Origin of the sequence: Qipengyuania sp. JC766 (assembly GCF_040717445.1) — a bacterium.
GTDB lineage: Bacteria > Pseudomonadota > Alphaproteobacteria > Sphingomonadales > Sphingomonadaceae > JC766.
Genome location: NZ_JBFEFL010000001.1, coordinates 1,838,680 through 1,862,361 on the forward strand (window position 1 = coordinate 1,838,680; position 23,682 = coordinate 1,862,361).

The window sequence follows — 23,682 nt, forward strand, 5'->3', positions numbered from 1 at the left end:
AAGCCCCGCCGGATCGCTCCGGCGGGGCTTTTCTTGTGCCCGAGGCTGCCCGGCTTATTCGCCGTCCTTCGCCTCTTCGTTCAGGTAGTCGCCCGCATCGGCATCGGTGCCGTGCGTTTCGCCTTCCATGGTCGCCAGCGGATCGTCGCCGACGGCCGCTTCGGGGCCCTGGGCCAGTTCGGCTTCGTGCTCTTCCTCGGCCGTCTGCGCAGCGATGATGGCTTCCTGCGCCTTCTTCCACTGCGCCTTCAGGGCTGCGTCGCGGCTGGAGGCCGTGACACGCAGGCGGTTCATGCCCGCACCGGTGCCGGCCGGGATGAGACGGCCCACGATGACGTTCTCCTTGAGACCGATCAGCGTGTCCTTCTTGCCCTCGACAGAAGCCTGGGTCAGCACACGCGTCGTTTCCTGGAAGGACGCCGCCGAAATGAAGGAACGGGTCTGCAGGCTCGCCTTGGTGATCCCGAGCAGGATCGGCGTGCCCTGGGCCGGCTTCTTGTTGCGGCCCAGCTTGGAGTTGACCTCGTTCATCTCCTCGTAGTCGACCTGTTCGCCCGGCAGCAGCGTGGTGTCGCCACCATCGGTGATCTCGACCTTCTGCAGCATCTGGCGAACGATCACTTCGATGTGCTTGTCGTTGATCTTCACGCCCTGCAGTCGGTAGACTTCCTGGATCTCGTTCACGAGATACTCGGCCAGCGCTTCCACGCCCATCACGTCGAGGATGTCGTGCGGGTTGGGCGAACCGGAGACGAGCGTGTCGCCCTTCTTGACGTGGTCGCCTTCCTGCACGTCGATCACCTTGGTCTTGGCGATCAGGTACTCGACGGGATCGCCCTCTTCCGGAACGATCGCGATCTTGCGCTTGGCCTTGTACTCGCGGACGAACTCGATCTTGCCGGAAATCTTGGCGATGATCGCATTGTCCTTGGGTACGCGGGCTTCGAACAGCTCGGCAACACGCGGCAGACCGCCGGTGATGTCGCGCGTCTTTGCCGCTTCGCGGCTGGCACGGGCAAGGATGTCGCCGGCTTCGACCTGCTGGCCGTCTTCGACCGACAGGGTCGTTCCCGGAGCGAGCAGGTAACGCTGCGCCTCGGTCTCGCCGTCATCGGTCTCGCCTTCGCCAAGCAGGGTCAGGCGCGGACGCAGCTCTTCCTTCTTCTTGCGGCCCGTCGCACGGTTTTCCGTGACGACGCGCTGCGCGATACCGGTCGCATCGTCGACCTGCTCTTCCAGCGTGATGCCTTCGACCAGGTCCTGGAACCGGACGACGCCCGACTGCTCGGTGATGATCGGAAGGCTGAACGGGTCCCATTCGGCCAGACGATCGCCTTCCTTCACCTTGGCACCGTCCTTGTTGATGAGGAACGTACCATAGGGGACCTTGTGCAGCTCGCGCTCGCGCCCTTCGGCGTCGATCACGACGATCTCGCCATTGCGGGCAAGGCTGAGCAGGCGGCCCTTCTTGTCCATGATGGTCGGCATGTCGCGATAGTGGACCTTGCCTTCCGAAACGGATTCGAGGTGGCTCGTCTCGTTCACCTGTGCCGCACCACCGATGTGGAAGGTACGCATGGTCAACTGCGTGCCAGGCTCACCGATCGACTGCGCCGCGATGACGCCCACGGCTTCTCCGATGTTCACCGGCGTCCCGCGCGCAAGATCTCGACCGTAGCAGGTCGCGCAAACGCCCTGCTCGGCTTCGCAGACCAGCGGGCTGCGGATCTTGGCGACCTGCACTTCGGCTTCCTCGATGGCCTTGACCGTCGGTTCGTCCAGCAACGTGCCGGCCTTGGCGATGACCTCGCCGGTCGCCGCGTTGACCGCATCTTCGGCCAGCGTACGGCCCAGGATACGCTCACCGAGCGACGCGATCACGGAACCGCCCTGCACGATGGCGCGCATGTCGAGCGCGTTCTCGGTCTTGCAGTCGTCCTCGACGATCGTGCAGTCCTGCGACACGTCGACCAAGCGACGCGTGAGGTAGCCCGAGTTCGCCGTCTTCAACGCCGTGTCCGCCAGGCCCTTGCGGGCGCCGTGGGTGGAGTTGAAGTATTCGAGGACGGTCAGGCCTTCCTTGAAGTTCGAGATGATCGGCTGTTCGATGATCTCGCCCGACGGCTTGGCCATGAGCCCGCGCATCCCGCCCAGCTGCTTCATCTGCGCCGGCGAACCACGCGCACCGGAGTGGCTCATCATGTAGATCGAGTTGATCTGCGCCTCGCGGCCGTTCTCGTCCTTGGGACGGGCCTTCAGCTTGTCCATCATGGCGTCCGCCACCTGGTCGCCGCAGCGGGCCCAGGCGTCGATCACCTTGTTGTACTTTTCCTGCTGGGTGATGAGGCCGTCCTGGTACTGCTGCTCGTAATCGGTGACGAGCGCCTTGGCTTCCTCGACCAGCTTTTCCTTCTCAATCGGGATGATCATGTCATCCTTGCCGAAGGAAATGCCCGCCTTGAACGCGTGGCGGAAGCCCAGCGTCATGATGGCGTCGGCGAACAGCACCGTGTCCTTCTGACCGGTGTGACGATAGACCTGGTCGATCACGTCGCCGATTTCCTTCTTCGTCAGAAGGCGGTTGACGATGTCGAACGGCACCTTGTGCGCCTTGGGCAGACATTCGCCGAGCAGCATGCGGCCGGGCGTCGTCTCGAAGCGCTTCATTTCGATCTTGCCGTCCTCGCCCGCTTGCGGGACGCGGCTGGTGATCTTGGAGTGGAGCGTCACCGCACCGACTTCCAGCGCCTGGTGCACTTCGGCCATGTCGGCCAGCACCATCCCCTCGCCCGGCTCGCCTTCGCGATCCATGGTGAGGTAGTAGATGCCCAGGACCATGTCCTGCGACGGCACGATGATCGGCTTGCCGTTGGCGGGGCTGAGGATGTTGTTGGTGGACATCATCAGCACGCGCGCTTCCAGCTGCGCCTCGAGGCTCAGCGGAACGTGCACGGCCATCTGGTCACCGTCGAAGTCGGCGTTGAACGCCGAGCAGACGAGCGGGTGAAGCTGGATCGCCTTGCCTTCGATCAGCACGGGCTCGAACGCCTGGATGCCGAGACGGTGCAGCGTGGGCGCACGGTTCAGCAGAACCGGGTGCTCGCGGATTACCTCGTCGAGGATGTCCCAGACTTCCTTGCGCTCCTTCTCGACCCACTTCTTGGCCTGCTTGAGGGTCATGGAAAGACCCTTCGCATCGAGGCGGGCGTAGATGAACGGCTTGAACAGCTCGAGCGCCATCTTCTTGGGCAGGCCGCACTGGTGCAGCTTGAGTTCCGGACCCGTCACGATGACCGAACGGCCCGAATAGTCGACGCGCTTGCCGAGCAGGTTCTGGCGGAAGCGTCCCTGCTTGCCCTTGAGCATGTCGGACAGCGACTTCAGCGGACGCTTGTTGGCACCCGTAATCACGCGGCCGCGGCGCCCGTTGTCGAACAGGGCATCGACCGATTCTTGCAGCATGCGCTTTTCGTTGCGCACGATGATGTCCGGCGCGCGCAGTTCGATGAGGCGCTTCAGGCGGTTGTTGCGGTTGATGACGCGGCGATAGAGGTCGTTGAGGTCCGACGTCGCGAAGCGGCCGCCGTCCAGCGGGACCAGCGGGCGCAGTTCGGGCGGAATGACCGGCACGACTTCGAGGATCATCCATTCCGGACGGTTGCCCGAATCGATGAAGCTTTCGACGACCTTCAGCCGCTTGATGATCTTCTTGGGCTTGAGCGCGGACTTGGTGGTCTCGAGCTCTTCCAGAAGGTCGGCGCGTTCCTGCTCGAGATCGAGATCCATGAGCATGGTCTTGACCGCCTCGGCACCGATCGCGGCGCTGAACCCGTCCTCACCGTATTCGTCCTGCGCTTCGAGAAGCTCGTCCTCGGTCAGCAGCTGGAACTTCTCAAGCGGCGTCAGGCCCGGCTCGGTGACGATGTAGCTTTCGAAGTACAGCACGCGTTCGAGCTGCTTGAGCTGCATGTCGAGCAGCAGGCCGATGCGCGAAGGCAGCGACTTCAGGAACCAGATATGCGCGACCGGCGCGGCCAGTTCGATATGGCCCATGCGCTCACGGCGCACCTTGGTGACGGTGACTTCGACGCCGCACTTCTCGCAGACGACGCCCTTGTACTTCATGCGCTTGTACTTGCCGCACAGGCATTCGTAGTCCTTCACCGGACCGAAGATGCGCGCGCAGAACAGGCCGTCACGCTCGGGCTTGAACGTGCGGTAGTTGATGGTTTCCGGCTTCTTGATCTCGCCGAAGGACCAGCTGCGGATACGTTCCGGCGACGCGATCCCGATCTGGATCTGGTCGAAGGTTTCCGGCTTGGCGAGCTGGTTGGTGAATTTGGTCAGTTCGTTCATCTGTCTGTTCCCTTGGGGGAGAAATCGGGGGTGGCGGAGGGAGCGGCCGGTCGTGTCCCGACAGGCCGCCCCGCCCCGATCATTCTGCCGCGATCTGCAGCCCGTCGTCGTCCTCGTCGTCGCCGTCGTTCAGCGAGGAGAGTTCGACATTGAGGCCGAGCGAGCGCATTTCCTTGACGAGCACGTTGAAGCTCTCCGGAATGCCGGCCTCGAACGTATCGTCGCCCTTGACGATCGCCTCGTAGACCTTGGTGCGGCCGATCACGTCGTCCGACTTCACCGTCAGCATTTCCTGCAAGGTATAGGCCGCGCCGTAGGCCTGGAGCGCCCAGACCTCCATTTCGCCGAAGCGCTGTCCGCCGAACTGCGCCTTGCCGCCCAGCGGCTGCTGGGTGACGAGGCTGTAAGGCCCGATCGAACGCGCGTGGATCTTGTCGTCGACCAGGTGGTGGAGCTTGAGCATGTAGATGATGCCCACGGTCACCTTGCGGTCGAACGCCTCGCCGGTGCGGCCGTCATAGAGGACGGACTGCCCGTCGCCGTCGATCCCGGCCATTTCCAGCTGGGTCGTGACATCGCCTTCGCGCGCACCGTCGAACACCGGCGTGCCCATCGGGACGCCCGCGGTCAGGTTGCCGGCGAGTTCGACGATTTCCTCGTCGCTCCGGCCCTTGATGTCTTCCGCGTAACGATCGCCATAGACGTTGGTCAGCACTTCCTTGATCGCTTCGGGCGGCTGGCCCGCCTGCGGATCGGGGTTCGCTGCACGCCAGTCGTCGAGCGCCTGCTTGATGCGCTGGCCGAACCCTCGGGCCGCGAAGCCCAGATGAGTCTCGAAGATCTGCCCGACATTCATGCGCGACGGCACGCCCAGCGGGTTCAGGACGATGTCGACCGGGGTCCCGTCCTCGAGGAACGGCATGTCCTCGACCGGCAGGATCCGGCTGATGACGCCCTTGTTACCGTGACGGCCGGCCATCTTGTCACCCGGCTGCAGCTTGCGCTTCACCGCGACGAAGACCTTGACCATCTTGAGCACGCCCGGAGCCAGTTCGTCACCGCGCTCGAGCTTCTCCTTGCGGTCCTCGAACTTGGCGTCGATGCTCTTCACGGCCTCGTCGTACTGGCCCTTGATCGCTTCCAGCTGCTGCTGGCGCTTGTCGTCGGCCACTGCGAACTTGAACCACTCGTGGCGGTCGACCTCTTCCAGCACCTCGTCGGTGATGACCGTACCCTTCTTGACGCCCTTGGGGGCGGCCGAAGCGGTCTGACCTTCGAGCATGTCGCGCAGGCGGTTGTAGGTCGCACGGTTGAGGATCGCGCGTTCGTCCTGGCTGTCCTTGCGCAGGCGCTCGATTTCCTCGTTCTGGATCGCGCGCGTACGGTCGTCGATCTCGATGCCGTGACGGTTGAACACGCGCACCTCGACCACGGTACCGCTGGTGCCCGGCGGCAGGCGGAGCGAGGTGTCGCGCACGTCGCTGGCCTTTTCGCCGAAGATGGCGCGCAGCAGCTTCTCTTCCGGGGTCATCGGGCTTTCGCCCTTGGGCGTGATCTTGCCCGCCAGGATATCGCCCGGATGCACTTCCGCGCCGATATAGACGATGCCCGCCTCGTCGAGGTTGCGCAGAGCTTCCTCGCCGACATTGGGAATGTCGCGCGTGATATCTTCCGGGCCCAGCTTGGTGTCGCGGGCCATCACTTCGAATTCCTCGATGTGGATCGAGGTGAACACGTCGTCCTTCACGATGCGTTCGCTGATCAGGATCGAGTCTTCGTAGTTGTAGCCGTTCCAGGGCATGAAGGCGACGAGGCTGTTCTTGCCCAGCGCCAGCTCGCCTAGGTCCGTGGACGGACCGTCGGCGATGATGTCGCCCGGCTCCACGAGGTCGCCCACCTTCACCAGCGGACGCTGGTTGACGCAGGTCGACTGGTTGGAGCGCTGGAACTTCTGCAGCGTGTAGATGTCGACGCCGGACTGGCCGTCCTCGACCTCGCCCTGCGCGCGGATCACGATGCGGGTCGCGTCCACCTGGTCGACGATCCCGCCACGGGTGGCGGAAATCGCCGCGCCGCTGTCACGCGCCACGGTTTCTTCCATGCCGGTGCCGACCCAGGGCGCTTCCGCCTTCACGAGCGGCACGGCCTGGCGCTGCATGTTGGAGCCCATCAGCGCACGGTTGGCGTCGTCGTTCTCAAGGAACGGGATGAGCGAGGCCGCGACCGAGACGAGCTGCTTGGGAGAAACGTCCATCAGCGTAATCTGGTCGTTGGGCAGCATCACGAATTCGCCGTCCTGGCGGGCGGAGACGAGCTCGTCCACGAACCGGCCGTCCGCGTCGAGTTCGGCGGAAGCCTGCGCGACCGCGTTCTTCTGCTCTTCCATGGCCGACAGGTAGACGACCTCGTCGGTCACCTTCCCGTCCACGACCTTGCGATACGGCGTTTCGATGAAGCCGTACTTGTTCACCCGGCTGAACGAGGCCAGCGAGTTGATGAGGCCGATATTCGGGCCTTCCGGCGTTTCGATCGGGCAGATGCGGCCATAGTGCGTCGGGTGCACGTCGCGCACTTCGAAGCCGGCGCGCTCACGCGTGAGACCACCCGGACCGAGCGCCGAGACGCGGCGCTTGTGAGTGACTTCCGACAGCGGGTTGGTCTGGTCCATGAACTGCGAGAGCTGGCTGGAACCGAAGAACTCGCGCACGGCGGCCACGGCGGGCTTCGCGTTGATCAGGTCGTTCGGCATGACGGTCGACACGTCAACACTGCTCATGCGCTCCTTCACGGCGCGCTCCATGCGCAGCAGGCCGACGCGGTACTGGTTTTCAAGCAGTTCGCCGACGGAACGCACGCGGCGGTTGCCGAGATTGTCGATGTCATCGACTTCGCCCTTGCCGTCCTTCAGGTCGACCATTTCCTTGACCACGGCCAGGATGTCTTCCTTGCGCAGCGTGGTCACGGTGTCCTCGGCATCGAGGCCGAGACGCATGTTGAGCTTGACGCGGCCGACGGCGGACAGGTCGTAGCGCTCACCGTCGAAGAACAGGCCCTCGAACAGCGCTTCGGCGGTTTCCTTGGTCGGCGGTTCGCCCGGACGCATGACCTTGTAGATCGCTTCCAGACCCTCGTCGCGGTTCTCGGCCTTGTCGACCTTGAGCGTGTTGCGGATCCAGGGACCGGTGTTGACATGGTCGATGTCGAGCAGGTCGATCTGGTCGACGCCCGCCTCATCCAGCACTTCGAGGTTGTCGGGCGAAACTTCGTCGCCCGCCTCGATATAGATGCGGCCGGTCTTCTCGTCGATCATGTCGCGCGCGGCGTAGCGGGCGAAGATTTCCTCGGTCGGAAGCAGCAGCATTTCCAGACCGTCCTTCGCGGCCTTGTTGGCGGCGCGCGGGCTGATCTTCTGGTTGGCGGGGAACACTTCCTCCCCCGTCTTGGCGTCGATCAGCGGGAAGGTCGGCTTCTGGCCGCGCCACTGGTCGGCGACGAACGGGATCTGCCAGCCGTCCTTGGCGCGCTGCCAGGTGACCGTGTCGTAGAAGTGCGACAGGATGTCCTCGGCATCGAGGCCGAGGGCGAACAGCAGCGCGGTGACCGGCAGCTTGCGCTTGCGGTCGATGCGGACGTTGACGATGTCCTTGGCGTCGAATTCGAAATCGAGCCAGCTACCGCGATAGGGAATGACGCGGGCGGCGAACAGCAGCTTGCCGGAGGAGTGCGTCTTGCCGCGGTCGTGGTCGAACAGAACGCCGGGCGAACGGTGCATCTGCGAGACGATCACGCGCTCCGTACCGTTGATGAAGAACGTGCCGTTCTCTGTCATCAGCGGCATGTCGCCCATGTAGACGTCCTGCTCCTTGATATCGAGCACGGAGCGGGTTTCGGTTTCCTGGTCCACTTCGAACACGATGAGGCGCAGAGTCACCTTCATCGGGGCGGCGTAGGTAATGCCGCGCTGGCGGCATTCGGTCACGTCGTACTTGGGCGGTTCGAGTTCGTAATGGACGAAGTCGAGCTCGGCGGTGCCGGCAAAGTCGCGGATCGGGAAGACGCTGCGGAGCGTCTTTTCGAGGCCGGAGACGTAATCGATCGAGGGATCGGAGCGCAGGAACTGTTCGTAGCTCTCGCGCTGCACCTCGATCAGGTTGGGCATTTCCACCACTTCGTGGATATCGCCGAAGATCTTGCGGATGCGCTTTTTCGCGGTGCCCGAAGCCTGAGCCGGTTTCGCCTTGGTTGCCATAGCTGGATGTTCGCCCTTGATGTCGGCGCGGTCCGGACCGGACGGCGCCAGGAATTCGTGTCTCGTGCGCAGGAGATCAATCGCTAGACGCAAAAAGGCCGCAGCCCATGGCGCACCTGTCGCGGTGCGTGGCTACAGCTTGAAACGTCGCGATTATGGAAAGCCCGCTTCCATCCCTGGCAGATCCTCGCGCGTGAATCGCCTTGCTCGAAGCGAGCGGTCGGCAGCCATGTAGGATTCGCGGGCCCTCCTGTCAATCCGAAGGATGGCAGCCCGCGCGTACGCCATAGTGCGATTGAAGCGCTCGATTCGGCGAATCGGGACGCTTCACCCGGCGTCAGAACGGCACTCGCGGACCATATCGCTAATCGATATGATCGCAATTATCGCTTACCGATCAATCATTTATCGTTTTTCGATATTTATCGATTGACAATAAGGCTGCCGTGTTGTTGTTTATCGATATCGCAAATCAAGGAGATCGATAAATGACCCGCTTCTTCCAACACTCCGTCGCCGCACTCGCCGCCTTCCTCATCACGGTCACGGCATTCAATGCCACGGTGAGCGTTCCGCCCGCTGACGCAGCGATCGCCACCGTTTCGGCTCCGGAACTGGCCTGACCCGGTCCGGAAAGGGGGACACCATGCGCAACGTACTCAAGGACCCGCTGCTCATCGCCGGGAACATCATCGTCTATTTCATGCTCGGCGTGATGGGCATCGCGGGAATTGCGCTGCTCGGCGCCGGGGTGGCCCTGCCCTTCTTTTCCGGGAGCATCGCGGAAGAGATGCGCGTCGAGCTCGCCGATCCGTCTTTCGTCTTCCCGTTTTGGTCGGCCCTTGCAGTGCTGGCCCTAGCGCTGGCGATCGTCGTGCTGTTCTTCCTCTTCTTCGACAAGCTGCGGCGCATCATCCGCACGGTGGGCGAGGGCGATCCCTTCGTACCGCAGAATGCCAGGCGCCTCAGCCTGATGGCGTGGTACATGCTGGCGGTCCAGCTGGTGGCGCTGCCCCTGACGGCGATCGGGGTCTATCTCGCCGGAATCTTCAGCGAACTCGACGAAGTCTCGCTTACCGTCGATGGCGGCTGGGGATTCGACGGCAGCAGCATCCTGCTGATCATTACCCTCTTCATCCTTGCCCGTGTGTTCCGTCAGGGGGCCAGGATGCGCGAAGACCTGGAAGGAACCGTCTGATGCCCGCAACCGACAACGAAGGAGGCGCCATCATGGTCAGGCTCGACGACCTGCTCCACGAGCGGCGCATGACGCTGACGGAACTGGCGGAGCGGGTCGGCCTGACGCTGGCCAACCTGTCCATCCTCAAGACCGGCAAGGCGAAGGCGATCCGCTTCTCCACCCTCGCCGCCATCTGCCGGGAACTGCAATGCCAGCCGGGGGACCTTCTCTCCTACGGCGAGTGACCCCGGAAACCGCATGCCGGAACGCCGCCGGGTCCGTCGGGACGATAGCGATATCGGCTTGACGGGCCCGGTCTTCTGCGGGAATGCGCCGGCCCCGACATATTCGAGCCTGATTTCAAGAAGGGGAAACCACATGAAGAAGCTGTTCCTGGCCGCCACGCCGCTGATGTTCGCGATCGCCGCCTGCGACGGTCCGGCGGAAGAAACCGGCGAGAAGGTCGACGACGTGATCGAAGCCGAAGCCGAAGTGCTCGACGAGCAGGCCGAGCTGGAAGAAGCGCAGGCCGACCTCGCCGAGGAAAAGGCCGATCTGGCGACCGACGAAGTCACCTCGGCCGAAATGGACCAGAAGGCGGAAGAACTGAAGGACTCCGCCGACCAGAAGGAAGACGCCGCGGACGAGATCTAATTCTCGGCCGCCGGACTTTTCCGACCGGAACGAAGGCCCGCCATCCGATGGCGGGCCTTTTTCCTATGTGCCCCGCGCGGGAACGGTGCGTGCGCAGGGGGATTGTCCGGGAAAGCCGAAAGGATAACCGCATGAAATACCTGTTCCTCGCCGCCCTGCCCGCCGCCCTCGCCCTGTCGGCCTGCGGTGATACCAATACCGAAACCGACATGTCGTCCGATGTGACGTCGGCCAACAACCCGAACAATCCCGACACGAGCGCGGATGCAGCCGACGGCCAGTCGCTCGAGGAAGGCAACATGGTCGCCCCGGAGACGCCCGTCCCCGACGTGGCGGCGACGCCCGAGGGCGACGCCGAGATGACGGAAGAGACGATGGATCCCGCCACGGCGGAATAAGGCGCGACCGCCTATCCGATCGCGCCGTCCCGGCGCAGTCCGGCAATGGCGGCATCGTCGAAACCCAGATCGGCCAGAACGCCATCTGTTTCGTCACCCGGCATCGGGGCAGGCTTCGGCCGCCCGGTGCCGGTTTCGCTGTACCGGGGCGCAGGCGCGGGCTGCATGTCGCCGCCCACGTCGATAAAGGTCTCGCGATCGGCATTGTGCGGATGGCCGACCGCTTCCGACATGGTCAGCACCGGCGCGTAACACACGTCGGTGTGTTCCAGGATCGCGTCCCATTCGTCCCGCGTCTTCGTCCCGAATATGGCGGCCAGCCGGTCCTTCAGTTCCGGCCATTTCGCCCGGTCGTGCTGCGCGTCGAACGCGGGGTCCTCGTCCAGCCCGACCAGTTGCCGCAATTGCGTGTAAAATTGCGGCTCGATGCTGCCGATGCTCACGAACTTCCCGTCCGCCGTTTCGTAGGTGTCGTAGAAATGGGCGCCGGTATCGAGCATGTTGGCGCCCAGGTCCTCGCTCCAGATACCCATGTTCCGCATCCCGTGGATCATGCCCATCAAGACCGCCGTGCCGTCGGTCATCGCGGCATCGATCACCTGCCCCTTGCCGCCGCGCGCGACACTCAGCAGGGCGGACACCATCCCGAAAGCCAGCATCATCCCGCCGCCGCCAAAATCGCCCACCATGTTGATGGGCGGGGTGGGCTTGTCGCCCCGGCGGCCGAAATGCGCCAGCGCACCGGCCAGCGCGATATAGTTGATGTCGTGGCCCGCATGGGGCGCATAGGGTCCGGTCTGGCCCCACCCCGTCATCCGGCCGTAGACCAGCTTCGGATTGTCCGCGATCAGCACGTCCGGCCCCAGGCCCAGCCGCTCCATCACGCCGGGCCGGAACCCCTCGATCAGGCCGTCCGCCCCGGCGCACAGCTTGCGCGCCAGCGCCACGCCCTGCTCGCTCTTGAGGTTCAGCGCGATCGATCTGCGCCCCCGCGCCAGCACGTCCCTGCTCGTCACCGGCTGCGATCCGCCGCGCGATCCGCTGGCCCGGTCGATCCGGATGACCTCCGCCCCGTGATCGGCCAGCATCATGCCGCAGAAGGGCCCCGGGCCGATCCCGGCGAATTCGACGATGCGCAGCCCTTCCAGCGGGCCGGGCATTACTTGCCCTTCCAATTCGGCGCGCGCTTTTCGGCGAATGCCGCGGCTCCTTCGCGCGCGTCCTCACTGACGAAGACCGGCGCGATCAGTTCGGTCTGCCGCTTGTAACGCTCGTCCATCGACCAGCCGCGGGACTGGCGCATGATCTGCTTGGATACGCGCACCGCCAGCGGGCCGTTGGCCGCGATGGTCTGCGCCAGTTCCAGCGCCCCGTCGAGGGCGGAACCGTCCGTCACGCGGTTGATCAGGCCCAGCTCGTATCCGCGGGCCGCATCGATGAATTCGCCCGTCAGCGCCAGTTCCATGGCGATGCGTTCGGGGATCTGGTCGGGCAGCATCATCACCCCGCCCGCCGCGGCGACGAGGCCGCGCTTCACTTCCGGAATGCCGAATTTCGCGCCCGAATTGGCGACCACCAGGTCGCACGCGATCATCAGTTCGAGCCCGCCCGCCAGGGCATAGCCGTCCACCGCCGCGATCAGCGGCTTGGCCGGCGGTGCCTGCACGACGCCGCCGAAGCCGCGCCCTTCCACGATCGGGCTTTCCCCGCGCAGGAAGCCCTTGAGGTCCATGCCCGAACAGAAGGTGCCGCCCGCGCCGGTCAGGATCCCGACGCGAAGATCGTCCTCCGCATCCAGCCGGTCCATCGCCGCCGCGATGCCTTCCGCCGCGGCCTTGTTCATCGCGTTCTTCGCTTCGGGCCGGTTGATGGTGACGACGAGCACCCCGTCGCGCACTTCGGTCAGGACTTCCTCGCTCATCGCACTCTCCCATTTCGCTTTGAAACCGACTTGCCGCTTTGCTGCCCACCCCTTACGCTTCCGTCAACCGGAAAGCCGGACAGGAGAGGATCGTCCATGGCACACGCCTATATCATCGACGCGGTGCGCACGCCGCGCGGCATCGGCAAGCAGGGCAAGGGCGCCCTCGCCGCGCACCATCCACAGCACCTGGCCGCGACCGTCCTGCGGGCACTGGCGGAACGCAACGGGCTGGACACGGGCACCGTGGACGACGTGATATGGTCCGTCAGCACGCAGGAAGGGATGCAGGGCGGGGACCTGGGCCGCATGGCGGCGCTCGATGCGGGATACGACATCACCGCGTCCGGCGTCACGCTGGACCGGTTCTGCGGCGGCGGAATCACCAGCGTGAACCTGGCCGCGGCGCAGGTGATGAGCGGGATGGAAGACTGCGTGGTCGCCGGCGGGACGGAAATGATGAGCCTGACCGGCGCGATGACACGCGAGAAGATGGCGGCGGGCCTCAAGCCGCCGATGATGGGCAGTTACAACGCGCGGTTGCAGGCCAGCCATCCGCAGTCGCACCAGGGCGTATGCGGCGACGCCATCGCCACCATGGAAGGCTTCACGCGCGAGGAACTGGACGAAGTCGGTTATCGCAGCCAGCAGCGTGCCGCCGCCGCGGCCAAGGCCGGGCATTTCGACCGGTCGCTGGTGCCGGTGACGGATGCCGACGGCCAGGTCGTGCTGGACCGCGACGAATATCCGCGCCCCGAAACGACGATGGAAGGTCTCGCCCAGCTGGAGCCGGCCTTCGCGAAGATCGCCGACATGCCGCTGGACGAGCGCGGGACCACGTTCCGCAAGCTGATCAATGCGCGCTATCCGGATCTGGAGATCCGGCATTTCCACCATGCGGGCAACAGTTCGGGCGTGGTGGACGGGGCCGCCGCGCTGCTGGTCGCGTCCGCCGGTTACGCTCGCAAGCACGGGCTGCGGCCGCGCGCGCGGATCGTGCAGACGGCCAATATGGGCGACGATCCGACGCTGATGCTGAACGCGCCCGTCCCGGCGGCCCGCCACGTGCTGGACAAGGCCGGGCTGGAGCTTGCCGATATCGACCTGTTCGAGATCAACGAGGCCTTTGCCGTGGTCGCCGCGAAGTTCGTGCGCGATCTCGGGCTCGACTGGGACCGGGTCAACGTCAATGGCGGCTCGATCGCGCTCGGCCACCCGATCGGCGCGACCGGCTCCATCCTGATCGGCACGATCCTCGACGAACTGGAGCGGCGCGACCTGAAACGCGGACTGGTCACGATGTGCGCGGCGGGTGGCATGGCACCTGCGATCATCATCGAACGGGTCTCCGACTTCGCCGACTGACCGGACGTTTCCGCTTCAAGCGGCGGCGGGGGCTCCGGCGGGTTCCTCGCGCCCTTGCGCGACGTAGCTCCAGATCTCGGACATCACGACCGAGCCTTCGCCGACCGCGCTCGCCACGCGCTTGACGGACCCTGCGCGCACGTCGCCCACCGCGAAGATGCCGTCGGCCGAGGTTTCGAAGGCCGACATGCGCCCCGCCGCCTGACCCGTGGCGACAAACCCCTTCTCGTCCAGCGAGACGAGGCCGGAAAGCCAGTCCGTGTTGGGCGCCGCGCCGACCATGATGAACAGGCCGCCGCACGCCATTTCGGACCGCTCGCCCTCGCAATCCACGGTCAGCCGGTCGAGCCAGCCTTCGCCGTCCAGCGCGCAGGCCTGCGTGCGGTAATGGATGGTGATCGAAGGGTCCGCTTCCAGCCGGCTGCTGAGATAGGAGGACATGGAATCGGCCAGGCTGTCGCCGCGCACCAGGATGTGGACGTGCGCCGCCGAACGGCTGAGATACATCGCCGCCTGCCCGGCCGAATTGCCGCCGCCGATGACCACCACCGGCTTTTGCGCGCAGAACCGCGCTTCCATGTCGGTCGCGGCGTAGAATACGCCCTTGCCCTCGAACCGCTCCCGGTTCTCCAGCGGCAGCTTGCGGTACTGGACCCCTGTCGCGACCAGCACGGCGCGGGCGCACAGTTCCTGTCCGTCTTCAAGGGTCGCGCAATAGGCGCCGTCCGCCTGCCGCTCCAGCGACACCACGCGACGCGGCATGGCGAAGCGGGTCCCGAACTTCAGCGCCTGGATCTGCCCGCGATAGGTCAGGTCGGTGCCCGAAATGCCAGTGGGAAAGCCCATGTAGTTCTCGATCCGGCTCGACGTGCCGGCCTGCCCGCCGATGGCGGTGTCCTCGATCACCAGGGCGCACAGCCCTTCCGCGCCGGCATAGACGCCCGCCGCCACGCCTGCCGGCCCGCCGCCCGCGATCAGCACGTCGAACTGCGTGTCCTCGCCCACGCACAGGTCGAGGCCCAGCCGCTCCGCGATCTTGCGCGGGCTCGGGTCGTCGATCACCTGGTCTTTCGCGAAGATCACGGACGGCGTGTGCGCGGCGACCTGGCAGACCCGGACGGTCTCGGTATCCTTGCCGTCGAGGTCGTAGCTCTGGAACGGCAGACGGTTGCGCTGCAGGAAGCGGGCGACCTCCTGCACGGCCGGGTCGCGGTCCGCGCCGATCACTTTTATGGAACTGACGCTGTTCTCGAACGTGCGCCTCCGGCGGGCGGCGAAGACGGTGATGATGTGGTCGGACATCTCCGGGATTTCCGACATCAGCCGCAGCATCGCATCGCGCGGCGCTTCCAGCGTGACCGTGTCCTTCGCCGCCCGCATGCCCAGCACCAGCGTGCCCGCATTGAGAAAGGCGAGATCGCCCATGAACTGCGTCGGGCCGAGCGAGGCGTCCAGCATCCGTTCGCCCGAATAGGGATCGACGACTTCTATCTCGCCGGAAAGGACGTAGACGAACCGGTCCAGCCGCTCTCCCACTTCGGCCACATGGGTCCCGGCGGGATAGTGCCGCTCGGTCGCGATGGTCCGCATCGCCGCGACATGTGCGTCCGCCAGCGGCGTGCGCACCATGGTGGACAGGTCTTCGCCGAAGGTTTCCATCGCCCGCTCAGATCACTCGACGATGCGGCCGCGGACCATGACCCAGTCGACATTCTCCAGCACGGTGATGTCGTCCAGCGGGTTGCCCGAAACCGCGATGATGTCCGCCGAATATCCCGGCGCGAGGCGGCCGATCTCGTCCTCCATCTCGAGGACCTGGGCCGCGACGGTGGTCGTGCTGGCCAGCGCCTCGCGATTGGTCATGCCCTGCGCGACCATCATCGCCAGTTCTTCCGCATTGCGGCCGTGCTCGAACACGCCGGCATCGGTGCCGAAGGCGATCTGGACGCCCCATTCGCGTGCCTGCCGCATGAAGACCTGCGCCTGCTCGGCCACGGCGCGGATCTTCTCCTCGACCACGGGGGTGTAGACGCCCTGACCCAGCCGCTCCGTCACGCCCCGGAACGCCATCAGCGTGGGCACGAGGACGACGTCGTTCTCCCGCATCGCGCGCGCGGCGTCGCGGTCGATATAGGTGCTGTGCTCGATCGTATCGATGCCGGCGCGCGCCGCCGCCTCGATGCCGCGAGCACCGTGCGCGTGGGCCATCACCTTCAGCCCCAGCGAATGGGCCGTGTCCGCGATGCTCTTCATTTCGGCATCGGTGAAATGGGCTTCCAGCCCGCGCCCCTGCTGGCTCAGCACGCCTCCGGTCGCGGTGATCTTGATGACGTCGGCCCCGTTCTGGCTGGCGAGGCGCACCTTCTCCGCGCACTGGACCGGGCCGGTGCAGTTGAATCCGGTATCGAGCACCTCGTTGATCTCGGGCCGGAAGCCGTTCGTGTCGCCGTGCCCGCCCACGATCGATAGCGCCGGCCCCGCGGCCACGATGCGCGGTCCGGGGATCAGGCCTTCGGCCGTTCCGCGGCGCAGCGAATAGGCGGTCTGCCCGGCGCTGCCCGCTTCGCGCACGGTCGTGAACCCGGCCAGCGCGGTAAGCCGCGCGTTCTTCATGCCGACGACCACGTCCCACTCGTCGGGCTCCACCGCGGCCTTCCAGAAATCCCCGCCCGGATCGCCGGTCAGGTGGACATGGAGGTCGATCATCCCGGGCAGAACCGTCATGGTCCGGAGGTCGACGAGCTGCGCTTCGCCCGGCGGCGCGGTGTGCCCCGGCTCGATGCCGACGATCACGCCGTCCTCCACCGTGATGGTGGCCGGTCCCGACGGATCGCCGTCCGCATCGGCCAGTACCGCGCCCGCATGGATCACGGTCGTTTCGGCCAGCGCCGGAGCGGAGGCCAGTGCGGCGGACATAGCGACGGCCAGCGTGGTGGCGAGTGCAGACAGGACATGGCGCATTTCGTTCTCTCCCCGTTTGGCGTCCCTGATGCGCCGGGCGGGCCGCGCGCGCAAGCGGAGACGTCCGGTTGCGCGAGGCGGGTCAAGCGCTATGAAGTGCCCCGCATACGACCAATCGAGAGAGGACAGCCCCCCATGACCCGCAGACTATTCGCCGCCGCAACGCTGATGGCATCGGTATCGATCGCCGCGACGGCCGCTGCCCGTCCGATGACGCCCGAAGACGTCGCCAAGATCGAAAGCGTGGGCACGATCGCTATTTCCGAAGACGGGCAGCAGATCGCCTACACCACCGCATCCCTGCCCGATGTCACCATGGGCGAGGACAATGGCGGTACGCGTCAGCAGCTGTTCGTGGCGGACTCGCCCAATGCGGCGCGCGCCTACCTGCCCGAGGACGTGAGCCCGGGGAGCGTGTCCTTCTCCCCCGACGGGTCCATGATCAGCTACGCCTGGGCGCACGGCGACGAGGATCGGGCCGTGTGGGGCGTGCCCGTTCGCGGAGGCACTTCGCGCAAGCTCGCCTCCGTCGAGGGTTCGGACGTGCGCACCTATAGCTGGGCGCCCGACGGAACCGCGCTCTACATGCTGGTCGGCGCCGAAGCGGACGACCAGCGCGCCGCGCAGCGCGATGGCGGCTTCAATGCCATCGTCTACGAAGAGGAAGAACGCCTCAACCGCCTGTTCCGCGCGAATGTGGGTGAGGAGGTCGACGCGGAGCCGGCCGAGCTGACCATTCCCGGCTACGTCACGGAAATGAAGGTCACTGCCGACGGGCGTACCGGCATTGTGAAGAGCGCGCCGACCCCGCGAGTGGACGATGCCTACACGCTCCAGCAGGTGAACATCATCGACCTTGCCAGCGGCACGGTCCGCGCGGTGGTCGATACGCCGGGCAAGCTGGGCGACGTCGAGATCTCCCCCGACGGGACCATGCTGTCCATGATTGCCGGGATCGACAAGAACGATCCGGCCGACACCACGCTCCACTTCGTGAACGTCGCCGACGGCACGTTCGAAGCGGTCAACGAGGGCGCTGCCGAAGCGACCGTGGACACCGAATGGCTGGCCGACGGCCGACTGGCCGCGATCATCCATGTCGGCGCGCAAAGCGTGCTGCGCTTCTACGACACGGACGGTTCGGTCGAGCGGGAGATCGATCCCGGCGAACTGATCCTGACCGGCGTCGAGAGCGGCGGCAACCGGGTCATCGTGACTGCCAACAGCCCGACCCACCCGAGCGAGCTCTACGTCCTAGAGGGCCGCGAATTCCGCCGCTGGACCACGCACAATCCCTGGCTGAGCGAGATCGACTTCGCCACCCAGCGCACGCTCACCTACACCGCGCGCGACGGGCAGGAGATCGAGGGCATCCTGATCGAACCGCTCGGCGGGGCGGCGACCGGCGGATCGCCCACGATCATGACCGTCCACGGCGGACCGGAAGCGCATTACTCGAACGGCTGGCTGACGGCCTATTCGATGCCGGGCCAGGTCGCGGCGGGCAAGGGATACGCCGTGTTCCACCCGAACTATCGCGGTTCCACCGCCTACGGCACCGCCTTCGCGAAGGAGCACCAGAACGATTACGCGGGCAAGGAATTCAACGACATCGTCGATGGCAAGCGCGCGCTGGTGGAAGCGGGGATCACCGACCCCGAGCGCACCGGCATCACCGGCGGGTCCTATGGCGGCTATGCCAGCGCATGGGGCGCGACCGCGCAGAGCGAGGAATACGCAGCATCGGTCATGTTCGTCGGCATTTCCAACCAGATCAGCAAGTTCGGGACCACCGACATCCCGATGGAAATGTACAACGTCCATGCCCGCAAGTGGCCGTGGGAAGACTGGCAGGGCATGCTGGAAGTCAGCCCGATCTACCACGTGGACAAGGCCGAAACGCCGATCCTGATCATGCACGGGGCGGAAGACACGCGCGTGTCCCCCAGCCAGAGCTACGAGCTCTATCGCCACATCAAGGTCCGGAAGCCGGAAACGCCGGTGCGGCTGGTGCTCTTCCCGGGCGAAGGTCACGGCAACAGCCGCGCCGCGTCGCGATACGACTACAATCTGCGCATGATGCGCTGGTTCGACACGTATCTCATGACCGGCGACCGCGACGCCGCCATGCCCGACCCGCGCCCGCAACTGGCCGAAGGCGCAAAGGGCGCGATGGCCGACGAGGAGTAGGCCGGACCGGGGATACGGCGGCAGCAGGGAGACAGGGACGATGAAGCGACTGGTACTGGCAATCGCGACCGGCGGACTCCTCGCCGGTTGCAACGGGGCGGCGGAAAGCCCCGCGGAAACGCCACAGAGCGCTGCCGCCGCCGCGCAGAGCCCGGCCGCGCCGGAATCGGCATCGGCCATGCAGGCACGCACAAGCGAGCCGGCTGCCGCCGCCGACCTTTCCGGCGTCTACGACGAGGACGGCACGGGCGCGATCTGCATGAAGCGCCAGCCGGACCAGAGCTACGTCCTCGCCGCGGATCGCTGGTTCGGAGTCTATCCCTGCAATGGCGAAGGCACCGCGGTGCGCACGGGCGATACGCTCACGATCGACTTCGGGGACGATTACGCCAGTTGCCGGTTCGATGCGCGGATCGACGGAACGTCCATCGCCTTTCCGGAACAGCTGCCCGAAGGATGCCGGAACCTGTGCGGCGCACAGGCCATGTTCGACGGGGCCCGCTATTCACGCAGCGCGGACCAGTCCGACACCGACGTGATCATCTCGATGGATGGCCGGTCGATCTGCACCTTCATGTGAAGGCCAGCATGGGACGGTAGAACGGGCCGGGCGTGTCGCCCAACCTGTCCGGCTCAGAAGGTGTAGCCGATCCCGATCCCGCCGATGAACTGGTCGCTGCTGCCGCGAATGCTGGTGAACGGCGTGTTGCGCGCATCGCCCTGCAGGGTCGAGTACCCGGCGATCCCGAAGATTGCGAGGCCGCCGTCGAGCAGGTTGCCGTTGAGATCGTACAGGCCGATCAGGTTGATGCTGTAATTCTCGATCCCGCTATCCGCCTGGTAGGCGGGCAGGAAATTCGCGTCGCCCGGCGCCGTTCCGGGCAGCGGGGCGACCGAATAGTAGTAATCGGCATAATCGTCGTCGATCCACTTGGTCCCGACCGACAGGGACACGGCCGCACCGCGGCTGACCGGCGTGAAGTAGGTGATCGAAGGGGACACGGCCATGCCGTTATGCGCCCCCGCCACGTCCCAGACGGTGTCGACGGTCAGAGACACGGTGTCGAACGGGTTGAGCACGCCGCTGAAGGATATGCCGGCCGTCGGCCCGACCTCGACCGCAGTATCGAGTTTTCCGTACGCCTCGACGACTTCGTCCTGGATGTTGCTGACCCGGTCGCGATTGAGCTTGGCCGTCACGCCCAGCGAATAGGACGTGTCGCCGTCCCCGTCCGGCAGGAAGTCGAGCGCGATACCGGCGGGGCGCGGATTGATGTCCACCCCGCCCAGGCTTCCCTGCACCAGCGGCACGGGGAATGCGACGTAATCGTCCGAGCCGGTGTAGCTCGACCCGATCCCGACGCCGATGCCCAGGCTGATGAAGTCCCCGTCGAGCGCGGATCCTTCGAAAGTGGGCGCGCCGTCGGTCTGGTTGTCGTCCGGCGCCGTATCGCCCGAGACGCCAGGTTCGCCCGCATCCTGCGCGGCGGCAGCCACCGGCACGAGGGAAAGGAGCGCGGCGAAGGCGGCAATGGTGGTTTTCATGGAAACGGGTACCCCTGTCAGTTGGTCACTAAATGGCGAGAAAGCGCGCTTGTTCCAACGTCCTTGTTGCACCAGCGGCGCGGGAGGCTAGGGCAGTCGCCATCATGCAACAGGCGGACATTGCAATCGTGGGCGGCGGGCTGGCCGGGGGCTTGATCGCCCTCGCCCTGCGGCAGCGCCGGCCGGACTGCGATGTCGTCCTCGTCGAAGGCGAGGATGCGCTGGGCGGAAATCACCGCTGGAGCTGGTTCGAAAGCGACCTGCCGGATGACGAGCGGGCCCTGCTCGCCCCCTTTACGAAAGTGCACTGGGATGGGGGGTACGAAGTCCGCTTTCCCGCTTACAGCCGCACGCTCGCCTCTACCTACCGTTCGCTCGCGTCGGTGGACTTCGACCGTTGTCTCAGGCGCGAACTGGCGCAGTCTGCGATCCTGACGGGCCGGCGGGTTGCCGCGCTCGACGCGGGCGGCGTTGACCTGGCGGACGGATCGCGGATCGGCGCCCGCGCGGTCATCGATTGCCGCGGCGCGGTGCCGAGCGCGCATCTGCGCGGCGGCTGGCAGGTCTTCATGGGCCGCCACCTGAAGACGCCCGGTCCGCACGGACTGACGAAGCCGGTCATCATGGACGCCACCGTCTCGCAGCCCGAAGCCTACCGCTTCCTCTACGTGCTGCCGCTGTCGGAGGACGAGGTGTTCCTGGAAGACACCTACTACCAGGACCTGCCCATCCTCGACCGCGATGCCCTGTCGCAAAGGCTGGACGAATATGCCGCCGCGCATGGCCTGTCGGGCGGTGTGGTGGGCGAGGAAACCGGCATCCTGCCCGTCATCACCGGCGGCGCCTTCGGCGAATACCAGCTTGAGCAGGCCATACCGGGCGTAGCGATGGCCGGCGCGCGCGGCGGCTTCGTACATCCGCTGACCAGCTACACCGTGCCCTTCGCGGCGCGCACCGCGCTGTTCGTGGCCGCGCACGCCGACCTTCCCGGCGAGGAGCTGGCCGCACGGTTGGCGGATCATGCGCGTGAACACTGGTCGCGCACGCGCTTCTACCGCCGCCTCGGCGCGATGCTGTTCGGCGCGGCGCGCCCCCGGGAACGATACAAGGTATTCCAGCGCTTCTATCGACTGGACGGCTCGCTCATAGAACGCTTCTACGCCGGAAGGTCGACCCTGCTCGACCGGGCGCGCATCCTCGCGGGCAAGCCGCCCGTACCTGTAGGAAGAGCAATATCTGCGTTGGCGGGTGCCGGTGACCCGCTCGTTTCGGGCAAGGAGAAGATCGGGTGAGCAAGGACAGAACCGCGTGCGTCGTGGGCGCGGGCTTCGGCGGAATGGCGCTTGCCATCCGGCTCCAGTCGGCGGGCATCCGCACGACCGTGATCGAGGGCCGGGACAAGCCGGGCGGCCGCGCCTATTACTGGGAGCGCGACGGTTTCACCTTCGACGGGGGGCCGACCGTGGTGACCGATCCGGACTGCCTGAAGGAACTCTGGGCCTTGAGCGGGCACGACATGGCGGACGATGTCGAACTGATGCCGGTGAAGCCATTCTACCGCCTCAACTGGCCCGACGGCACGAACTTCAACTATTCCAACAATCACGACGAGCTGTTCGCCGAGATCGAGAAGCTCAATCCGAAGGACGTCGAAGGGTACAAGAATTTCCTCGCCTACAGCGCCGGCGTCTACGAGGAAGGCTACGTCAAGCTCGGCACGGTGCCGTTCCTCGACTTCAAGTCGATGATGAAGGCCGCGCCCGCGCTCGCCAAGAAGCAGGCCTATCGCAGCGTCTATTCGATGGTTTCGAGTTATGTCGAGAACGAAAAGCTGCGCGAGGCGCTGAGCTTCCACACGCTGCTCGTCGGCGGCAACCCGATGAAGACCAGCAGCATCTACGCTCTCATCCACAAGCTGGAAATGGATGGCGGCGTGTGGTGGACGCGGGGCGGCACCAATCGGCTGATCGCCGGCATGATCCGCCATTTCGAACGACTGGGCGGCCGCATGATCGTGGGCGATCCGGTCGTGCAGGTGCATGTCGACGGCAAGCGCGCGCAGGAAGTGGAAACCGAGAGCGGTTTTCGCGAGCCGTTCGATGCGGTGGCCAGCAATGCCGACATCGTCCATTCCTATCGCGACCTCCTCGGCCGCAGCCAGCGCGGTTGGGCCATGGGGCGCCGGCTGAAGCGCAAGAGCTACAGCCCGGGCCTGTTCGTGGTCCATTTCGGGCTGGAAGGCACCTGGCCGGGCATCCCGCACCACATGATCTTGTTCGGGCCGCGCTACAAAGGGCTGCTCGACGACATCTATTCGAACGGCGTCCTGCCGGAAGATTTCAGCATCTACCTGCACCATCCGACCGTTACCGACCCCAGCATGGCGCCCAAGGGCAAGAGCACCTTCTACGCGCTCGTCCCCGTTGCCCACATGGGCAAGCTGGCGATAGATTGGGAGGAATATGGCCCGATCCTGGAAAAGCGCATCCTGGACGAAGTCGGCCGCCGCCTGATCCCGGACATCCACGACCGGATCGTGACCAAGTTCCACTACGCCCCGACCGACTTCGCGCAGGACCTGAACGCGCATCTCGGCAGTGCCTTCAGCCTGGAGCCCGTCCTGACGCAAAGCGCCTATTTCCGCGGCCACAACCGGGACGACGTGATCAACAATTTCTACCTCGTCGGTGCGGGCACCCATCCGGGCGCAGGCATTCCCGGGGTGGTCGGCAGCGCCAAGGCAACGGCCGGACTGATGATCGAGGATCTGGGGGCACGTGCGGCATGATGACGCCGGACCGCCGCGCGAGTGCCGGTGCCACCTTGATGCGGTCACGCTCCGCCGATAGCGACTGACCGCCAT

The 23,682-nt window shown here is 65.6% G+C and carries 17 protein-coding genes; 10 read left to right on the forward strand and 7 right to left on the reverse strand.

Annotated elements, in window-relative coordinates; all coding sequences use genetic code 11:
• Window positions 1-54: 54 nt before the first annotated feature.
• Both rpoC and rpoB read right to left on the reverse strand, forming a co-directional pair.
• Complete coding sequence (gene rpoC / locus AB1K63_RS08815; RefSeq protein WP_366959733.1) at window positions 55-4,356, reverse strand: DNA-directed RNA polymerase subunit beta'; 4,302 nt, start codon at window positions 4,354-4,356, stop codon at window positions 55-57.
• A 79-nt stretch (window positions 4,357-4,435) separates the two neighbouring features.
• Complete coding sequence (gene rpoB / locus AB1K63_RS08820; protein ID WP_366959734.1) at window positions 4,436-8,605, reverse strand: DNA-directed RNA polymerase subunit beta; 4,170 nt, start codon at window positions 8,603-8,605, stop codon at window positions 4,436-4,438.
• A 488-nt stretch (window positions 8,606-9,093) separates the two neighbouring features.
• Between rpoB and AB1K63_RS08825 the strand changes: the two genes are divergently transcribed.
• From AB1K63_RS08825 to AB1K63_RS08845, 5 genes are all read left to right on the forward strand, one after another.
• Complete coding sequence (locus AB1K63_RS08825; protein ID WP_366959735.1) at window positions 9,094-9,228, forward strand: hypothetical protein; 135 nt, start codon at window positions 9,094-9,096, stop codon at window positions 9,226-9,228.
• A gap of 23 nt (window positions 9,229-9,251) precedes the next feature.
• A complete protein-coding gene (locus AB1K63_RS08830) occupies window positions 9,252-9,803 on the forward strand; it encodes a DUF2975 domain-containing protein (RefSeq protein ID WP_366959737.1) in 552 nt (183 codons plus the stop codon).
• Complete coding sequence (locus AB1K63_RS08835; protein WP_366959738.1) at window positions 9,803-10,030, forward strand: helix-turn-helix transcriptional regulator; 228 nt, start codon at window positions 9,803-9,805, stop codon at window positions 10,028-10,030. Before AB1K63_RS08830 ends, AB1K63_RS08835 begins: the two co-directional genes overlap by 1 nt.
• A 133-nt stretch (window positions 10,031-10,163) precedes the next feature.
• Window positions 10,164-10,439: a hypothetical protein gene (locus AB1K63_RS08840; protein ID WP_366959739.1), complete on the forward strand. Its 276-nt coding sequence runs from the start codon at window positions 10,164-10,166 to the stop codon at window positions 10,437-10,439.
• A gap of 131 nt (window positions 10,440-10,570) precedes the next feature.
• Window positions 10,571-10,837 carry a hypothetical protein gene (locus AB1K63_RS08845; RefSeq protein WP_366959740.1) on the forward strand — a complete coding sequence of 89 codons (267 nt, stop codon included), beginning with the start codon at window positions 10,571-10,573 and terminating at the stop codon, window positions 10,835-10,837.
• An 11-nt stretch (window positions 10,838-10,848) separates the two neighbouring features.
• Here AB1K63_RS08845 and AB1K63_RS08850 read toward each other — a convergent pair whose 3' ends face one another.
• The gene (locus AB1K63_RS08850) at window positions 10,849-11,997 is read right to left on the reverse strand and encodes a CaiB/BaiF CoA-transferase family protein (protein ID WP_366959741.1); all 1,149 of its coding nucleotides are present in this window, start codon (window positions 11,995-11,997) and stop codon (window positions 10,849-10,851) included.
• The gene (locus AB1K63_RS08855; RefSeq protein WP_366959742.1) at window positions 11,997-12,758 is read right to left on the reverse strand and encodes a crotonase/enoyl-CoA hydratase family protein; all 762 of its coding nucleotides are present in this window, start codon (window positions 12,756-12,758) and stop codon (window positions 11,997-11,999) included. Before AB1K63_RS08855 ends, AB1K63_RS08850 begins: the two co-directional genes overlap by 1 nt.
• Before the next feature lie 96 nt (window positions 12,759-12,854).
• On the opposite strand from AB1K63_RS08855, the gene AB1K63_RS08860 reads away from it, so the two are divergent.
• The gene (locus AB1K63_RS08860; protein WP_366959743.1) at window positions 12,855-14,123 is read left to right on the forward strand and encodes an acetyl-CoA C-acetyltransferase; all 1,269 of its coding nucleotides are present in this window, start codon (window positions 12,855-12,857) and stop codon (window positions 14,121-14,123) included.
• A gap of 15 nt (window positions 14,124-14,138) precedes the next feature.
• Here AB1K63_RS08860 and AB1K63_RS08865 read toward each other — a convergent pair whose 3' ends face one another.
• Window positions 14,139-15,782, reverse strand: a complete 1,644-nt coding sequence (locus AB1K63_RS08865; protein ID WP_366959744.1) for an FAD-dependent oxidoreductase — start codon at window positions 15,780-15,782, stop codon at window positions 14,139-14,141.
• A gap of 12 nt (window positions 15,783-15,794) precedes the next feature.
• Window positions 15,795-17,084: an amidohydrolase family protein gene (locus AB1K63_RS08870; RefSeq protein ID WP_366959746.1), complete on the reverse strand. Its 1,290-nt coding sequence runs from the start codon at window positions 17,082-17,084 to the stop codon at window positions 15,795-15,797.
• Window positions 17,085-17,219: 135 nt separating this feature from the next.
• Between AB1K63_RS08870 and AB1K63_RS08875 the strand changes: the two genes are divergently transcribed.
• Both AB1K63_RS08875 and AB1K63_RS08880 read left to right on the forward strand, forming a co-directional pair.
• On the forward strand, window positions 17,220-19,274 hold the full coding sequence (locus tag AB1K63_RS08875; protein WP_366959747.1) for a S9 family peptidase: 2,055 nt from the start codon (window positions 17,220-17,222) through the stop codon (window positions 19,272-19,274).
• 40 nt (window positions 19,275-19,314) lie between these two features.
• A complete protein-coding gene (locus AB1K63_RS08880; RefSeq protein WP_366959748.1) occupies window positions 19,315-19,854 on the forward strand; it encodes a hypothetical protein in 540 nt (179 codons plus the stop codon).
• 53 nt (window positions 19,855-19,907) lie between these two features.
• Here AB1K63_RS08880 and AB1K63_RS08885 read toward each other — a convergent pair whose 3' ends face one another.
• Complete coding sequence (locus tag AB1K63_RS08885; RefSeq protein ID WP_366959749.1) at window positions 19,908-20,819, reverse strand: MipA/OmpV family protein; 912 nt, start codon at window positions 20,817-20,819, stop codon at window positions 19,908-19,910.
• Between the two features lie 104 nt (window positions 20,820-20,923).
• Here AB1K63_RS08885 and crtY point away from each other — a divergent pair, with 104 nt between their 5' ends.
• Both crtY and AB1K63_RS08895 read left to right on the forward strand, forming a co-directional pair.
• Window positions 20,924-22,111 carry a lycopene beta-cyclase CrtY gene (gene crtY / locus AB1K63_RS08890; RefSeq protein WP_366959750.1) on the forward strand — a complete coding sequence of 396 codons (1,188 nt, stop codon included), beginning with the start codon at window positions 20,924-20,926 and terminating at the stop codon, window positions 22,109-22,111.
• Window positions 22,108-23,607, forward strand: a complete 1,500-nt coding sequence (locus AB1K63_RS08895) for a phytoene desaturase (RefSeq protein ID WP_366959751.1) — start codon at window positions 22,108-22,110, stop codon at window positions 23,605-23,607. The genes crtY and AB1K63_RS08895 overlap by 4 nt, the downstream gene beginning before the upstream one ends.
• Window positions 23,608-23,682 lie beyond the last annotated feature (75 nt).